Annotated in this window: 15 protein-coding genes and 1 pseudogene; 11 read left to right on the forward strand and 5 right to left on the reverse strand. The window is 65.5% G+C overall.

Annotation, left to right across the window (positions count from 1 at the left end; translation table 11 throughout):
* The first annotated feature begins 32 nt into the window (after positions 1–32).
* The 8 genes from G4G71_RS06060 (at position 33) to G4G71_RS06095 (ending at position 9,322) form a co-directional block, all read left to right on the forward strand.
* Positions 33–1,280, forward strand: a complete 1,248-nt coding sequence (locus G4G71_RS06060) for a parallel beta-helix domain-containing protein (protein ID WP_169936132.1) — start codon at positions 33–35, stop codon at positions 1,278–1,280.
* A complete protein-coding gene (locus G4G71_RS06065) occupies positions 1,277–2,413 on the forward strand; it encodes an SO2930 family diheme c-type cytochrome (protein WP_169936134.1) in 1,137 nt (378 codons plus the stop codon). The genes G4G71_RS06060 and G4G71_RS06065 overlap by 4 nt, the downstream gene beginning before the upstream one ends.
* Before the next feature lie 110 nt (positions 2,414–2,523).
* Positions 2,524–3,375: a mechanosensitive ion channel family protein gene (locus G4G71_RS06070; RefSeq protein ID WP_169936136.1), complete on the forward strand. Its 852-nt coding sequence runs from the start codon at positions 2,524–2,526 to the stop codon at positions 3,373–3,375.
* A gap of 259 nt (positions 3,376–3,634) precedes the next feature.
* Positions 3,635–4,108, forward strand: coding sequence for a type IV pilus modification protein PilV (pilV, locus tag G4G71_RS06075; protein WP_169936138.1), 474 nt, complete (start codon positions 3,635–3,637; stop codon positions 4,106–4,108).
* 1 nt (position 4,109) lies between these two features.
* A complete protein-coding gene (locus G4G71_RS06080) occupies positions 4,110–5,063 on the forward strand; it encodes a PilW family protein (protein ID WP_169936141.1) in 954 nt (317 codons plus the stop codon).
* On the forward strand, positions 5,060–5,530 hold the full coding sequence (locus G4G71_RS06085; protein WP_169936143.1) for a pilus assembly PilX family protein: 471 nt from the start codon (positions 5,060–5,062) through the stop codon (positions 5,528–5,530). The genes G4G71_RS06080 and G4G71_RS06085 overlap by 4 nt, the downstream gene beginning before the upstream one ends.
* A gap of 14 nt (positions 5,531–5,544) precedes the next feature.
* On the forward strand, positions 5,545–8,925 hold the full coding sequence (locus G4G71_RS06090) for a pilus assembly protein (protein WP_169936144.1): 3,381 nt from the start codon (positions 5,545–5,547) through the stop codon (positions 8,923–8,925).
* A 1-nt stretch (position 8,926) separates the two neighbouring features.
* Positions 8,927–9,322, forward strand: coding sequence for a type IV pilin protein (locus tag G4G71_RS06095; protein WP_169936146.1), 396 nt, complete (start codon positions 8,927–8,929; stop codon positions 9,320–9,322).
* Positions 9,323–9,329: 7 nt separating this feature from the next.
* On the opposite strand, the gene G4G71_RS06100 is transcribed toward G4G71_RS06095, so the two are convergent.
* The gene (locus G4G71_RS06100) at positions 9,330–9,917 is read right to left on the reverse strand and encodes an LOG family protein (protein ID WP_169936148.1); all 588 of its coding nucleotides are present in this window, start codon (positions 9,915–9,917) and stop codon (positions 9,330–9,332) included.
* Positions 9,918–10,310: 393 nt separating this feature from the next.
* Here G4G71_RS06100 and azu point away from each other — a divergent pair, with 393 nt between their 5' ends.
* Positions 10,311–10,757 carry an azurin gene (gene azu / locus G4G71_RS06105; protein WP_169936150.1) on the forward strand — a complete coding sequence of 149 codons (447 nt, stop codon included), beginning with the start codon at positions 10,311–10,313 and terminating at the stop codon, positions 10,755–10,757.
* 110 nt (positions 10,758–10,867) lie between these two features.
* Positions 10,868–11,494, forward strand: coding sequence for a PAQR family membrane homeostasis protein TrhA (gene trhA, locus G4G71_RS06110; protein WP_169936152.1), 627 nt, complete (start codon positions 10,868–10,870; stop codon positions 11,492–11,494).
* A 45-nt stretch (positions 11,495–11,539) separates the two neighbouring features.
* On the opposite strand, the gene nadE is transcribed toward trhA, so the two are convergent.
* Genes nadE through G4G71_RS06125 form a run of 3 tightly spaced genes read right to left on the reverse strand, consistent with a single transcriptional unit; the run spans position 11,540 to position 14,248 of the window.
* A complete protein-coding gene (nadE, locus tag G4G71_RS06115) occupies positions 11,540–12,367 on the reverse strand; it encodes an ammonia-dependent NAD(+) synthetase (protein ID WP_169936154.1) in 828 nt (275 codons plus the stop codon).
* 31 nt (positions 12,368–12,398) lie between these two features.
* Complete coding sequence (gene pncB / locus G4G71_RS06120; protein WP_169936156.1) at positions 12,399–13,598, reverse strand: nicotinate phosphoribosyltransferase; 1,200 nt, start codon at positions 13,596–13,598, stop codon at positions 12,399–12,401.
* A 2-nt stretch (positions 13,599–13,600) separates the two neighbouring features.
* Entirely contained in the window at positions 13,601–14,248 is a 648-nt protein-coding gene (locus G4G71_RS06125) for a nicotinamidase (protein ID WP_169936158.1), read from the reverse strand.
* A 169-nt stretch (positions 14,249–14,417) separates the two neighbouring features.
* Between G4G71_RS06125 and G4G71_RS06130 the strand changes: the two genes are divergently transcribed.
* A complete protein-coding gene (locus tag G4G71_RS06130) occupies positions 14,418–15,110 on the forward strand; it encodes an NrtR DNA-binding winged helix domain-containing protein (RefSeq protein WP_169936160.1) in 693 nt (230 codons plus the stop codon).
* A 118-nt stretch (positions 15,111–15,228) separates the two neighbouring features.
* Here G4G71_RS06130 and G4G71_RS06135 read toward each other — a convergent pair.
* A pseudogene (locus tag G4G71_RS06135) lies at positions 15,229–16,162 on the reverse strand (LysR family transcriptional regulator); the annotation flags it as partial.
* Positions 16,163–16,230 lie beyond the last annotated feature (68 nt).

The raw sequence follows: 16,230 nt of genomic DNA on the forward strand, positions 1-16,230 counted from the left end.
TCCATATCATAAAAACAAGACCGGAGCCCGCCATGCGTCTCGCCACTCTTTCCCTTCTCGCTCTCTCCGTTGCCCTGGCCGCCTGCGGCGAAGGCGACAAGCCCACCGCTGCCGTCAGCGCCGACTTCCAGAAAGACCTGCAGGCGCGCCTGATCAAGGCCAAGGCCGGCGATGTCATCGACATTCCCGCCGGCACCTACCACCTGGACCGCAGCCTGAGCCTGAAGGTGGACGGCGTGACCATTCGCGGCGCCGGGATGGACAAGACCATCCTCAGCTTCAAGAACCAGAAGGCCGGTGCCGAGGGCCTGTTCGTCGATGCCTCGGACTTCACCATCGAGAGCCTGGCCATCGAGGACACCAAGGGCGACGGCCTGAAGGTCATCGGTGGCAAGAACATCGTCATCCGCAACATCCGCACCGAATGGACCAACGGCCCGGCTACCGAGAACGGCGGCTACGGCATCTACCCGGTACAGACCGAAAACACGTTGCTCGAAGGCAACGTCGCGATCGGCGCCTCCGACTCGGGTATCTATGTCGGCCAGTCGCGCAACGTGGTCGTGCGCAACAACCGCGCCGAGCGCAACGTCGCCGGTATCGAGATCGAGAACACCATCGGCGCCGACGTCTACAACAACGTCGCCACCGACAATACCGGTGGCATCCTCGTCTTCAACATGCCCAACCTGCCGCAGCCGGGACGCGGCACCCGCGTCTTCGACAACGATGTGCAGGGCAACAACCACGAGAACTTCGGCCACAAGGGCACCCCGGTGGCGAGCGTGCCGGCGGGCTCGGGCGTGGTGGTGAACTCCAACGATGACGTGGAGATCTTCGACAACAAGATTGGCAACCACAAGACCGCCAACGTCATCGTCAGCAGCTACTTCAGCACCGGTTATTCGGGCAAGGCGACCCAGCCCAACTTCGACCCGTACCCCGAAGGCATCTTCATCCACGGCAACACCTTCGGCCCGGGCGGCGACAGCCCTGACCACCTGGAACTCAAGGCCCTGAAGATCGCCAAGTTCGGTCTCAACGGGCGCCTGCCGGACATCCTCTGGGACGGCTACTTCAACGACAAGAAACTGGTCGACGGCAAGCTTCCGGAAGCCCTGGCCATCTGCATCGACAACGGCAATGCCGGCATCGTCAACGTCGACGGTCCCAACGGCTACAAGAACATCAGCACCGACATGAGCAGCCACCAGTGCAAGCTCAAGCCGCTGCCGAAGATCGAACAGGCCGGCCTCGGCGAGAAGGGCAACAAGGCATGATGAAACCCGCTTCGTTCCTGTTGTCGCTCGCCCTGGCCGCTGCCCTTGCTGGTGCACTGGCCGGGTGCGGGCAGGAGAGCAAGCCGCGTTATCAACCCGAAGGCGACGACTACCCGGAAAAGCTCAGCGGCTGGGGCATGCTGCACCTGGCGGACGGCCACCTGACGCCGGCCGCCGAGGTGTTGCCGTATGACCTCAACACCCCGCTGTTCACCGATTACGCGCACAAGCTGCGCACCGTTTGGATGCCCGAAGGCCAGTCGGCGCAGTACGCCGAGGACCGCTTCGACTACCCCGTCGGCACCGTGCTGACCAAGACCTTCTATTACCCCAGGGACGCCCAGGGCAACCTGCTGCAGAACAGCCAGGACGACCGCGACCCCATGGCCGGGCTGGACATGGGCAAGGTCCACCTGGTGGAAACCCGTGTGCTGGTGCGGCAGAAGGACGGCTGGGCGGCGCTGCCCTACGTGTGGAATGCCGACCAGAGCGAGGCGACCCTGGAGCTCGCCGGCGACAGCCCGGCGCTGGAATTGACCGCTGAGGATGGCAAGAAGACCGCCTTCACCTACATGGTGCCGGACGCCAATCAGTGCTCCGAATGCCACGCCGAACAGAAGGGCGGCGGCATCGCCCCGCTGGGGCCCAAGGCGCGGCACCTGAACAAGGACTTCGCCTACGCCGAGGGCAGCGAAAACCAGCTGCAGCACTGGCAGGCACGCGGCTTCCTCAAGGGCCTGCCGGCGTTGGCGCAGGTGCCGCAGAACGCCTTGTGGGGCCATCCGCGTCCCGGTGAGGACCTGGAGAAACAGGCGCGCAGCTACCTCGACGCCAACTGCTCGCACTGCCACAACCCCAAGGGCGCGGCGCGTACCTCGGGTTTGCACCTTGACCCGCACACGCCGGTCTCCATCGCCTATGGCCTCTGCAAGCCACCGGTGGCGGCAGGCGGCGGCACGGGCGGGCGGCTGGAGGACATCCATCCCGGCAGCCCGGACAAATCCGTACTCAGCTACCGGGTCGGCAGCGACAAGCCGGGCGACATGATGCCCGAGCTGGGCCGCACCCTGGTGCATCGCGAGGGGCTGGAACTGCTCAATCGCTGGATCGCCTCGCTACCCGGCGACTGCTAGCTCCATGACGCCCGGAGCCCGCCGTGGCTCTGGGCTGCGCACTGCAACGAGCAAACCGCTGGGGCCGTGCTAGCGTTCATCTGGTCCCTTTCTCTCGCAGGTGCGCTTCCATGGACGATACGAACATCATCAACGTGGGTACGGAGAAGATCAACGCACTGTGGGCGACGGTTTCGCAGTACGCGCTCGCGTTCGGTGTGAAAATTCTCGTAGCCATTCTTTTCTGGGTGCTCGGTCGCTGGCTGATCAGCTTCGCCGTCAATCTGGTGGAAAAGGCACTGGCCAGGCAGAGCGTCGATCCGACGGTGCTGCGCTACGTCGGCTCCTTCATCACCGTCACCCTGAACATCCTTCTGGTCGTCGGCATCCTCGGCTATTTCGGCGTGCAGACCACCAGCCTCGCGGCGCTGATCGCCGCCATCGGCCTGGCTATCGGCATGGCCTGGTCGGGGCTGCTGGCGAACCTGGCGGCCGGCGGCTTCATCATCGTGTTGCGCCCATTCAAGGTGGGCGACTTCATCTGCGCCGGCGGCGTCACCGGCACCGTGAAGGAGATCGGCCTGTTCGCCACCGCGATCAACACCCCGGACAACGTGATGACCCTGGTGGGCAACAACAAGATCTTCAGCGACAACATCCAGAACTTCACCCACAACCCGTACCGTCGCGTGGAGCTCAAGGCGCAGCTCTCTGGCGCCGCCGACTGGCAGGCCGCGGCGGCCGTGCTCAAGCAGCGCATCGCGGCCGTCCCCAACGTACTGAGCGATCCGCCGGTGGACGTGGAAATTCTCGAGTTCAACCTCGTCGGCCCTGTGCTGGCAGTACGTCCGTACTGCCACAACGACGCCTACTGGCAGGTCTACTTCGACACCAACCGCACCATCAAGGAAGCCTTGGGCACTGACTTCCCGGCACCGATGCCGGCGCAGACGGTGATCGTGCAGCAGTCGGCCAACGGTTGATCGCTTCGGGATCGGAAAAGGCCACCGCAGGGTGGCCTTTTCTTTGGGTTCGCCGTGATGAGCGGTCGTGCCTCCGGGACCGGTGGTTTCCGCCGTCGAAAGCCTTCCCGCGCCTGCGCCTGATCGCCTATTCGCGCGGAAATTTCCCGGCGATTTCGGCGCGTAGTCTGGCTGACCCGGCCCTGAAACACCTCGCACTCTAGAGACCGGAGCGCCGTCCCACGACGCCGCACAATCCGCTCAGCAGCGAGGCGAAACCATGCAAAGTCGCTTGCCGGCCAGGGGCTTCACCCTGGTCGAACTGCTCGTTTCAGTGGTGATCCTGTCCATCGGCCTGCTGGGGCTGGCGGGCCTGCAGAATGTCGGAGTGGCCGCCAGCTACAGCGCGCTGCAGCGCTCGCAGGCTTCCTGGCTGGCCAGCGAGATGAGCGACCTCCTGCGGGCGAACCTGCCGGCGGCCCGCGCAGGCGCCTATAACCTTGCCTTCGCCGAGCCGACCGGCGATTGCCCGGCAGTCTCCGGCAGCAGTCGTGCGCAACTCGATCTCAGCCAGTGGCGCAATACGGTCTGCACGGCGCTGGGCGGATCAGGCGGCGGCTCGATTCGGGTGTCCCGCAGCGGCGATCTGTACCGCGTGGAGATCGCTATCCGCTGGGACGACAGCCGTGCTCGAGGGCGATGGCCCGGCGCTGACGAGCATTGGGAAACCTTTATCTATCGCACCTCACTCTGACATGGACGCCACTTTCCAGCGCGGCCTGTCGTTAGTGGAGTTGCTGATCGCCATGGCACTCAGTCTGCTGCTCATGGCGGGGGTGATCGAAGTGCTGTTGAGCAGCAAACAGACCTACCACGCCAGCCTGGCCCTGGCTGAGCTTCAGGAAAGCGGCCGTTTCGCCTTCGACATCCTCGCACAGGACCTGCGCACTGCCGGGTTCGTCAGTGCTTGTCCGTCCGGCGTGGTGAATGCCAGCGGGGCTGGCGCTGCGCAGTTCGCCCTGGAAAGGGCGGGCATCGAAGGCTACGGCAGCGGCATGACGGCGCCGGCCTGGGTGCCCTCCGGGAAATTGGCGAATACGGATGCGTTGTTGCTGCGCTATGTCGGCGAGCCCGCTCTTGCGGTGCGCTCGGTCATTGGCAATCAGGTCACCCTGGCATCCGCTGGTGCCTTGGCCGGGGCGTATTACCTGCTCTCTGATCTGCAGTCCTGCCTGCTGATGCGAAACGCCGGCAGCGCGAGCACCCTGGTCGCGAACCGCGCGCTGGGTCACTTCCTGGCCTCGGCCACCCACGCCTATCCCTATCGCTACGCCATCTACTGGATCGGCAAGGGGGAAGGGGGCTCGCCAGGCCTCTTCGTCACCTACAACAGCGAGAGCAGCGACAAGCAACAGACCGACGAACTGGTCTCCGGCGTGGCTGGGCTAAGCCTGCGCTATGGCGTTACCGGCGAGGGCGGCGACGCAGTCGCGATCTACAAGGCCGCGAGGGAGATGGCCGCTACCGACTGGAGCAGGGTGCGCACGGTGCGGGTCAGCCTGCTGTTGCAGAGCCTGACCCGCAACGTTGACGAGGCGCCGACTTCGCTGGTGTTCGACGGACGAACGCTGAGCGCCAACGCGGAGCGTCGTCTGCGTTTGGTGATGAGCAGCACCACTGTGCTGCGCAATTCGGTGAGGGCCGAATGAAGCGTTGGCGCGTCGAGCGCGGCGCAGTGCTGCTGGTCACCCTGGTGATGCTGTTGCTGCTGACGCTCATCGGTCTGGCCGGCATGCGCCTGGCAAGCCTGGAGGAGCGCATGGCTGGGAATCTGCGTGATCGTCAAATGGCATTCCAGGAAGCCGAGTCCGCGCTGCGTGCGGGCGAGCTGGCCGCACGCGACCTCTTCAGGCGCGTTCATCTCGACGCCGCTGCCTACGACGTTGCCGCGGAGATTTCGACGCGAGAAGCAGGCGCCCCCGATCTCGCTCGCCAACCGAATTACCAATTGAAGTTCCTGCGGCTGCTGAACAACGAAGGCTTGGAAGTGGGCATGGGTACGGCTGCGTATGGCGTGGCAGTGGAGGTGAGCGCAGCGGGCTACGGTGCGCGCCGCCAGCCTTCGGGCGAACCGGTCTCCCGTGCGCGGTTGCGCAGCATCTACTTCATTCGCTGACGGACGACAGGGAGATGGTGGTGGCACGAGGATGGAAATACGCGTTGCTGGCGCTCATGGCAGGGTTGCACGGGCTGGCAAGCGCCACGCCGATCAGTCAGGTGCCATTACAGGTTGGTGGCGGCGCTCCGGGCAATCTCATGCTGCTGCCTTCGACGGCCCATTCCTCCGTTGCGGCGGCTGCCCACCCGGGGGATACCTACATTCCCGAGCGGACGTACGTCGGCTATTTCGATGCCGCGAAGTGTTATGGCCAGGAGCCCCCACAGCAGTACTTCCAGCCCCTGCGGATGGCGCAGGAACATCGCTGCCCAGGCGCCTGGAGCGGTAACTTCCTCAACTGGGCAACGGCTCAGCGCCTCGATGTCGTGCGCTCCGCGCTGACCGGCGGAGACCGTTACATCGATACCGCCGGCGCGACAGTGCTGCAGAAGGCGCGCAATACGGAAGCCGACGGCAGCTTCCCGGACCGCCATTTACCCACGACGCTCGCGGGCGGAGCCACGCCGTTTTCCGGGCTGTCCTTGTCGTTCCGCATCGCCGGGCAGGATCGCAGCCTCCTGTTCAGCCGCAGCCCGGCGTTTCCCGGCGAGCCGCGGGATTACCTCTCCGGGACCGTTGTGCAGACTGGAGAAACCTATCGCCTGCCCGTCCGGGTGCAGGTCCGTGTGGCTGGCCTGCTCGAGCGGAACTGCCAGCGCTATGGCGATCAGTTCAAGCCCGAAGGGCTGTTGCAGCAATACGCCAGCCGGCTGCAGGTCAGCGTGCTTGGCCGGTCTGATGGCGACGGGACGAGCAATGTCGTGCTGCGTGCCCGACACAAGTTCATCGGCCCGAAACTGGACGACGGCGCGAATAATCCTCAAGCGGAATGGTCGGCACGCAGCGGCGTGTTTCTCGCCAACCCGGATCAGGATGCGTCCGGCCGCAGCGGCGTAATCGACTACCTCAACTGCTTCGACGAGGCGGAGTTGCGCCGCGGGGATGACCTGGGCGAGTCGTTGTTTGCGGCGACCCGCTACCTGAGAAACCAGGGCGGCCTTGCGGCATCGGCCGATGCTGGCGATGGCCGCGTCTTCCCAGTCGTCGCGCCCTGGGGCGACCCGATCAGTCATGCCTGCCAGCGCAACAGCGTTCTCGGGCTGGGTGACGCGGGGGAAGCGCGAATTGGCGAGAGCCTGCCTCGCCTCGCGGCAAAGGACCCGGCCGTGGACCTGGCCCAGGCCAGTCGCCGCGTGGCTGCCATCGAGGGGGCAGGTGCCGACGACGCGTCCCTGGGCTTCGCCGGCCTGGCCTACGACGCGCATACCCGCGATCTCCGCCCGGACCTCCCGGGGCGGCAGACACTTTCCACCTATTGGCTGCCCAGCGAGCTGGCGGAACAGGGCAGTGCCCTCTGGCTGGCGGCGAAATATGGCGGATTCTCGGTGCCTAAGGGCTATCGCGATGAGCGGGATGCGCCGCTGCCGGTGGCCTGGTGGCACGATGCGACGATCTCCCGTGCCGTGCGCCCGGACAACCTGCTGGATGCCACGGAGCCGGCGCGCTGGCGTGATGAGCTGCAGCGGGCGTTCGCGCGCACTGCCGAGAGCGGCGCTGGGGCATTCAGCCAGTTCATTGCGGGCGGACGTTCCGGCGAGGTTTTCAGCACGACACTGGACCCGGCGAAGTGGAGCGGTGACCTGCTGCTTTGGCAGGGGAGTTCGGCGAAGCCAGTCTGGTCGGCGGCGCAACGATTGGATGAGCTTAATCAGGCGCAACTGGGCGGGAGAAACATCTTCACTGTCCGCACACCCGACGGTTCGGGTATCGCGCGGCAGGGAGTCGCCTTCGCCTGGTCTGCGCTGGATGATCGACAGCGTGAGGCGCTGGCTGCCGGCAGCAATGACGGTGAGCGCCTGCTCGACTACCTGCGTGGTTCCAGGCTGGAGGAGCGCGACTCAGCGGCGAGCTCCCGCCCTTACCGGCAGCGCGGCAGTCGGCTGGGCGACATCGTCCATTCGCGCCCGGCTTACTCCTGGCATGACCCACAGCCGTATGCCGCGCTACCCCAGCCGCTGGCCAACGGGCAGACCCTGGGCAGCGCCTACCGCGACTTCCTCGACAGCGCGACCTATCGGCAGCGTGCGCCTCTGGTGGTGGTCGGCGCCAATGACGGCATGCTGCATGGTTTCGATGCAGGCGATGGGCGTGAGCTGTTTGCCTACGTGCCGGCTGCGGTCTTCGCCCGTCTGCACGAACTGGCCGCTCCGGGCTACGTGCACCGCTACTTCGTCGATGGCTCGCCGAGCATTGGAAATGCCTGGGGCGAAGGGCGCTGGCGCACCTTGCTGGTAGGCACGCCGGGAGCGGGCGGCAACAGCGTCTTCGCCCTGGACATCAGCGATCCGCAGCGTATGCAGCCAGGCAACGTGCTGTGGGAGTTCAGCCACTCGGAGCTCGGCTACAGCTTGGGCCGCCCGGCCTTGCTGGCGTTGGCGTCGGGAAGGTTCGTGGTGGCGTTGTCCTCCGGCGCCCGTGATCCGCAGGGCAAGGATGGCGAACTGTGGCTGCTCGATGCAGCGGACGGTCGTCCGCTCAAGCGCATCAGGCTGCCCGGCGCCGGAGACCTCGGGCCGGTGACGGCGATCAGCAGCACGGGCGATGTCACGGCTGACCGCCTGTACCTCGGGGACAGTCGTGGCAATCTCTGGCGCGTGGATCTCGCAGGCGATGACGGCCAGGATTCGGCCATTCCCGCTTCTCTGGCCGGAGGGGCGCTGTTCAAGGCCGTCGATGCGAAGGGTGCGGCTCAGGTGATTTCTGCGCCCGTTGTTGTGGCGCGAGATGGCAATGGTGCGGTGCGAGTGATTTTCGGCACCGGGCGGTATTACCGCGTGGGCGACAACCTGCCCGCCGAGTCTGAGAAGATCGAAAGCCTGTATGGCGTTCTCGACGACGGTACCGCGACGGTCGGGCGTACCCGGCTATCGGCGCAAAGCCTCGACGCGCAGTCGCTGGCGCTGTCCGCCCATTCGCCGGGCGACGGTAGTCGGGGCTGGTATCTGGACCTGCCCGCCGACGGCACCCGTGTCCTCGAACGGGCACAGCTGCGTGCGGATCGCTTCGTGCTGTTCAACCTCATGACACCAGGGGACGACCCTTGTGACGATCCGCTGCGCTACGGCTCCGTCGCGCTGGATATTGCCACTGGCGGCGATCCCGGTACGGCACAGTCAGTGGTGTCTGCGGCAGGCAATGTGGTGGTCGGGCAGACCGGCGGCCTACTGGTACGGCCTGGGGAGGGGGGAAACGGTGTGCAGCTCACGACGCTGGATGAAGACGGGCGCCCTCGCACGCGTGAGCTCGACTGGCCGGGCGAGAGCGGGCGCAAGGCCTGGCAGGAGCTGCGCTGAGATGAATTCTGCCGTGCATCGCAATGGTTTCACGCTGCTGGAAATGCTCACGACGGTGGCGCTGATCGGCATCCTGCTGGCCATCGCGGTACCGATCTACCAGGACCATATCCGCCGGGTTCACCGGGTGGACGCACAGAAATCCCTGGTGGAGTTGGCGCAGTACCTGGAGCGCTATTACACCAGCCAGGGCAGCTACGTGGGCGCGAGCCTGCCGTATCAGCATTCACCACGAAACGGGCCGGTGCGCTATCGCCTGGGCTTCGCCGACGAGCCGGAGTCCGCGAGTTTCACGCTGAAGGCCGAACCTCAGGGCAGCATGGCGGGCGATGATTGCGGAACACTGACGCTGGCCAGCAGCGGGCTCCGTGGCGCGGCCGCGGAGCGCTGCTGGTAGCGAGGTGTCAGGTCGGCGTGCGATCCACCCACTTGGGCGCGGCCAGGGGCTTCCACGCGGCCAGGGCATCGATCAGTTCAGCGGGCGAGGCGGCGCGCTGCAGCATGTCGCGGTGCGGCTGGCGTACGAAGCGTTCCTGTACCAGGTGGTCGAGGAAGGTCAGCAGCGGGTCGAAGAAGCCATTCACCTCCAGCAGGCCCAGGGGCTTGGCATGGTAGCCGAGCTGGCCCCAGGTCCAGACTTCGAACAGCTCTTCCAGGGTGCCCAGCCCGCCGGGCAGGGCAATGAAAGCGTCGCTCAGCTCGGCCATGCGGGCCTTGCGCGCGTGCATGCCGTCGACCACTTCCAGGCGCGTCAGGCCGCTGTGGCCGACTTCGGCGTCCTTCAGGCTCTGCGGGATGATGCCGATGACTTCGCCGCCGGCGACCAGCGCGGCATTGGCGACCATGCCCATCAGGCCCACGGCGCCGCCGCCATAGACCAGCTGGATGCCGTTCTCGGCGAGGTGGCGGCCGAGGGCTTCGGCGGCTTCCTGATAGATCGGGGTGGCGCCGGGGCTGGCGCCGCAGAATACGCAGATGGAACGCAAGGTCATGGAGCTTCCTCGATTGGCTGCCTCGTTTTGCAGACCGTCAGGGTAGCGGCAGCCTCGAGTGCGACCAAGCCCGAATTTTCCTAGTCCATTTCGGCTCGTCGGCCACCCCCGCCGCACGCGCCGAGTGCGTAGCAGGCGAGCAGGCTTTGCAGCAGCTGGCTTTGTAACATCGGAAGACGGTGCATGGCGCGAACTCCTGTTGGGCCGGGGGATGGGGTCTATGCTAGGCGGGGTGCGCTGTTCTGCCTCGTTGATCCTGCTGATCGACCTGATAGACAGTTTGAAGCTTGGCTCGTGGCCGATGGCCATTGATGCAGATCAGGGGAACCCCGATCGCCTTCGGGCAGTCTTCCCCTTCAGGATTCTCCGCCCAACCTGCCTAGGAGGCATGTCATGTTCCGTAAACTCGCCGCTGTATCCCTGCTTGGCCTGTTCAGTGCCCCGCTGCTGGCCGCCGAATGCTCCGTGGACATCCAGGGCAACGACCAGATGCAGTTCAGCACCAACGCCATCAGCGTCGACAAGAGCTGCAAGACCTTCACCGTGAACCTGTCCCACCCGGGCAGCCTGCCGAAGAACGTCATGGGCCATAACTGGGTACTGACCACCGCCGCCGACATGCAGGGCGTGGTGACCGATGGTATGGCCGCCGGTCTGGACAAGAACTATGTGAAAGACGGCGACACCCGTGTCATCGCTCACACCAAGATCATCGGCTCCGGCGAGAAGGATTCGGTGAGCTTCGATGTTTCCAAGCTGAAAGAAGGCGAGCAGTACACCTTCTTCTGCTCCTTCCCGGGCCACTCGGCCATGATGAAGGGCACTCTGACCCTGAAGTGATCCGGCGTTGCTCGACTGCCTGAGATCGAAAAAGCCCGACCCATGGTCGGGCTTTTTATTTCACGAAACCGCGTTAGGGTGTCTGTGGTTGGAATCCTGATGGGGGACCCATGTACCACGGTGAACGCTTCAACGCCTGGACCCACCTGATCGGCGCCTTGCTGGCGCTGGTGGGCGGCATCTGGCTGCTGGTCGCCACCAGCCTGCTGGGCGAGCCGCTGCGCATCGTCAGCGTGGCAATCTATGGCACGACACTGCTCCTGCTCTACAGCATCTCCACGCTGTACCACAGCGTGCGTGGGCGGGCGAAGGTGATCCTGCGCAAGCTCGACCACCTGTCGATCTATCTGCTGATCGCGGGGAGCTACACGCCCTTCTGCCTGGTGACCCTCAAGGGGCCCTGGGGCTGGACGCTGTTCGGCATCGTCTGGTCGATGGCGGTGATCGGCATGCTGCAGGAGATCAAGCCGCGCTCCGAGGCGCGGGTACTGTCGATCATCATCTACGCGGTGATGGGCTGGATCGTGCTGATCGCCATCGGCCCGCTCTACCGCGCGCTGGGCGGTGCGGGCTTTGCCTGGCTGGTGGGCGGCGGAGCCTTCTACACCATCGGCATCATCTTCTTCGCCTATGACAGCCGCTTCCGCCACTGGCACGGCATCTGGCACCTGTTCGTGATCGCCGGCAGCCTGCTGCACTTCATCGCCATCTGGCGCTACGTCATTCCCCAGCATTGAGCCGGTCGGCGCGGGACTGCTCCCGCGCCGGTGGTTGCAGACTGCTTACGGAGCGGTGGGCAGTGCGCGCTTGTGGCGGGTCTTCTCGAAGGTGCGGACGATGATGTCGAAGGCTTCCTGGCCGACCTCCTGGCCGTGCAGGAATGCGTCGATTTCCTGGTAGGTCACGCCGTGGGAATGCTCGTCCGGCTTGCCGGGGGCGAGGTCTTCGAGGTCCGCAGTCGGCACCTTCTCCACCAGATGCTCCGGCGCGCCGAGGCTGCGGGCGATGCTGCGCACCTGGTTCTTCACCAGGCCGGTGAGCGGAGCGAGGTCGCAGGCGCCGTCGCCGAACTTGGTGAAGAAGCCCATCACCGCCTCGGCGGCGTGGTCGGTGCCGACCACCAGGCCGGCGCGGGCGTTGGCGATGGTGTACTGGGCGACCATGCGAATGCGCGCCTTGGTGTTGCCCAGGGCGAAGTCGCGGGTGGCTGGCGCCAGGCCTTCCAGCGCCTGGGTTTCGGCAGCCAGCGCCTGGACCGACGGGCCGATGTTCACGGTGTGGCGCTCGTCCGGGGCGATGCAGTCCACCGAGTCCTGGGCGTCCTGCTCGTCGCCCTGCACGTTGTACGGCAGGCGCACGGCGAGGAAGCGGTAGTCCTGGTTGCCGGTCTCGGCGCGCAGGCCTTCCACGGCGCGCTGGCAGAGCATGCCGGCGGTGAGCGAGTCGACGCCGCCGCTGATGCCCAGCACCAGGGTCTTCATCCCCGAACCCTTCAGGCAGTCCTGGATGAAGCGAATGCGGCGCTGGATCTCGGCCTGCAGCTCGGCGTCGGACTGGAAGGGCGGCTGCACATTGAGTTCTTTGGCGATGGCGGCCTGTCTGTCTTTCATCTGATGGGCTCCTGGTCGGATGCGAAAAGGGTTACACCGGCACCTTGAACACATGGCGCAGGTAGGCGACGAAATTTTCGTCGCGGCATTGGGTCTTGCCCGGGGTATCGGAAATCTTCGCCACGGGGTGGCCGTTGCAGGCCGTCATCTTGATCACGATGTTCATCGGTTCCACGCCGGGGATGTCGCAGGTCAGGTTGGTACCGATGCCGAAACTGACGTTGATCTTGCCACGCAATGCACGGAAGAGCTGCAACGCCTTGGGCATGTCGAGGCCGTCGGAGAACACCAGGGTTTTGGTCATCGGGTCGATTCCCTGGCGGCGGTAGTGGGTGATGGCCTTCTCGGCCCAGACCAGCGGGTCGCCCGAATCGTGGCGCAGGCCATCGAAGAGCTTGGCGAAGTACAGGTCGAAGTCGCTGAGGAAGGCGTCCATGGTAATGCAGTCGGTGAGCGCGATGCCCAACTGGCCGCGGTACTCGCGCACCCAGCAGTCCAGCGCGGCGATCTGGCTGTCGATCAGCCGCGGGCCGAGTTGCTGGTGCGCCATCAGCCATTCGTGGGCCATGGTGCCGATGGGCTTCACGTCGAACTCGCGGGCCAGGTGCACGTTGCTGGTGCCGACGAAGCGGCCGGGGAAGTCGCGCTTGAGGATGTGCACGACTTCTTCCTGGGTGCGGTAGGAGAAGCGCCGGCGGGTGCCGAAGTCGGCTACCTGGAATTCTGTCAGTTCGTCCGCGCTGGCGTTGCCGGCGAGCCAGTCGAGCTTGCGGTACAACTGCTCGCCGACCTGCTCCAGCACCACTTCACGGTAGCGATAGCGGTTGCGCACCTCGCTGACGATGGCCAGCAGCGGTACCTCGAAGAGGATCACATGCAGCCACGGCCCGCGCAGGCGGATGGCCAGCTGGCCATCCTCGATGCTGGTGTGCACGTAGCGCAGGTTGAAGCGGAACAGGCTGAGGAAGCGGATGAAGTCCGGCTTGATGAACGGGATGCGTTCGAGAAAGGCCAGTTGGTCCGGCGTAGCCTCCAGTTCGGCCAGGCGCTCGATCTGGTAGCGGATTTCCGCCAGGTACGGGCGCAGGTCCTCGGCATTGCGGCAGCGGAATTCCCACTCCACTTCGGCGTTGGGATAGTTGTGCAGCACCGCCTGCATCATCGTCAGCTTGTAGAAGTCGGTGTCCAGCAGGTTCTGCACGATGCTCTCGGCAAATACGCTCTCGGCCATGATCAGTTCTCCCTGATGCCCGCGAGGGCGCTATCCAATTCGTTCTCGTCCGCGCAGAGGATCACTCCGGCTTCGCGCATCTCGGCGCAGGCGGCCTTGGCGGTTTCCTCCGCGATGGCCCGGCAGGCCGGCAGGTACAGCAGCACCTCGAAGCCGGCGCGGCGCAGCTGCAGCGCGGTGGTCTTCACGCAGTAGTCCAGCGCCAGGCCGCCCACCAGTACGTGGCTGACCGCGTTCTGCCGCAGGTATTCGATGGCCCCGGTGCTGCGCCGTTCCGCCAGGTCGTGGTAGCACGCACCGTAGGGGTGCAGGTCCGGCTCCACGCCCTTCCAGATGAAGAAGTCGTAGTCCATCGGCTGCGGCAGTTCGTCCAGCAGTTCGAAACCCGGCGTGCCCGGCACGCAGTGGCTGACCCAGGTGAGGTCAGCATTGGGTAGGGACAGCGGTTGCAGCATCTGTGCCGGCTCGCTCACCACCCAGGGGGCTTGCGCGGTGTGGGCGTCCTTGCTGCCCAGGCGCAGGCTGGCGCGTTCGGCCATGAGGTTGAGGGCGCCGCCGATGGCATCGCCGCCGGGCACCGGCAGTTCGTTGGGGCAGAGCGGGGTGAAGCCCTTCTGGGCATCTACGTCGAAGCTGGCGATCAGGTTCATGGAAGCCTCCGCTTGACCGTTGGTGGCCTGTCGTGAGTACATAATTCACGACGTGAAATAAGTCGTCAAGTAAAAAGAACGGAAATGGTTGGCAGTGGAAGATGCTTTCTATGCGTGGTGAAATAAGTCGCAGTGTTTCTCCCGACGAGAACCTATTCGAGGAGCTTCGATGAGTACCGCTGAAGTGCTGGCCACCGTGGATATCGTGGCGCTGCGCCTGAATCCCGAGCGCGGGCTGGAACTGCTGCTGATCCGTCGCGCCCATGGGCCGTTCGAGGGGCAATGGGCATTGCCCGGCGTGCTGATCAACGGCCGCTGCGCGGATCGCGGCCTGGACGATGCGGCTCTGCGCGCGTTGCGCGAGAAGGCGCGGGTGCAGCCGGCCTACATGGAACAGGTGGCCACGGTCGGCAACGCAGTGCGCGACCCGCGCGGCTGGTCGCTGAGCGTGTTCTACCTCGTGCTGGTGGCGCCGGAGACCGAACTGGCCGCCGACGATCTCGACTTCATGCCGCTCGACGCCGTGCGCGGCGAGCGCTTGGCCTTGCCCTTCGACCATGCCCATCTGGTCCAGCAGGCCTGTGAGCGGCTGGCCAGCAAGTCGGTGTACAGCGCATTGCCGCTGCACCTGTTGCCGGAGCGCTTCACCGTGGCGGAGGCGCTGAAGGCCTTTGAGCTATCCATCGGCGAGGAGATCCAGCATTCCAGCCTGCGCGGGCGCCTGGAGCGGATGAAGACGGCGGGCTGGGTGGAGGATACCGGCGAGCGCCACCAGCCACCGATGGGGCGGCCGCAGCATGTGCTGCGTTTCACGCCGCAGGGGGATGGGGCGTTTGTGTTTGATCGGAGTTTGTTGGTCTGACGCTCCGGCGCTCGGGCATTCCCCCTCACCCCAGCCCTCTCCCGGAGGGAGAGAGAGCCGTCTGTGCCAGTGAGAGCAGTTGTGTACACCTGCACCGATCAGTCCCCTCTCCCTCTGGGAGGGGGTTAGGGTGAGGGGCTCTTGGCGCCGCGCTGAACTCACCCCTCCATCCGCTCCCCAATCCACTCCACGAACGCCCTGACTTTGGGCACCGCCGCAGCATGCTCGGGATACGCCAGGTAGTAGCCGCTGCGGCTTGCCAGCCCGTGCTCCCAGGCGATCACCAGCTTGCCCTCGCTCAGCTCCTCCTCCACCAGGAAGCGCGGCAGCAGCGCCACGCCGCAGCCGGCCTGGGCGGCGCGGATGCACATGTAGAAAGTGTCGAAGCGCGGCCCGTGGTAGCTGTGTTCGCTGTGTTTTCCCAGGCTTAGGAACCACTCGTGCCAGGCTTCCTGGCGCGTGGCGTTCTGCAGCAGGACCAGGTCTGCCAGCTGGGTCGGGTCGCTCAGCGATTGCGCTGGCAAGATCGCCGGAGAGCACACCGGCACCATCTCCTCGCCGAACAGCGCCACGCACTCCGCGCCGGGCAGGGTGCCGGCGCCGAAGAAGAAGGCGATGTCGCAGCGCGATTGCAGCAGGTCGCCGGGCTCCAGCTCCTGGCGCAGGTCGAGGTGGATGTTGGGGTGGCGATGACGCCAGCCGTTCAGCCGCGGAATCAGCCAGCGCGCGCCGAAGGTCGGCGGCGTCGCCACGCGCAGTACTTCGGTTTCGCCGCCGTAGGACAGCAGGTAGTGGGTGGACATCTCTACCTGGGTGAGGATCTTGCGCACTTCCACCAGGTACAGGTCGCCCGCCGGGGTCAGCTGCAGGCGGCGACGCACGCGGCGGAACAGCAGGTGCTGGAGCATTTCCTCCAACTGCGCCACCTGCTTGCTGACCGCGCTCTGGGTCAGGTTCAGCTCCTCGGAGGCGCGGGTGAAACTCAGGTGCCGCGCCACCGCTTCGAAGCATTGCAGGGCGGTCATGGACGGCAGGTGGCGTTTGCTCAGCATGGCGGGCAGTTCATGAATTTACGGAATGATGTGCATAGGAAACGTCGTTTGTTGTGCCCAGGCAAGCC

The sequence above is a fragment of the Pseudomonas multiresinivorans genome, from assembly GCF_012971725.1.
GTDB classification, from domain to species: domain Bacteria; phylum Pseudomonadota; class Gammaproteobacteria; order Pseudomonadales; family Pseudomonadaceae; genus Pseudomonas; species Pseudomonas multiresinivorans.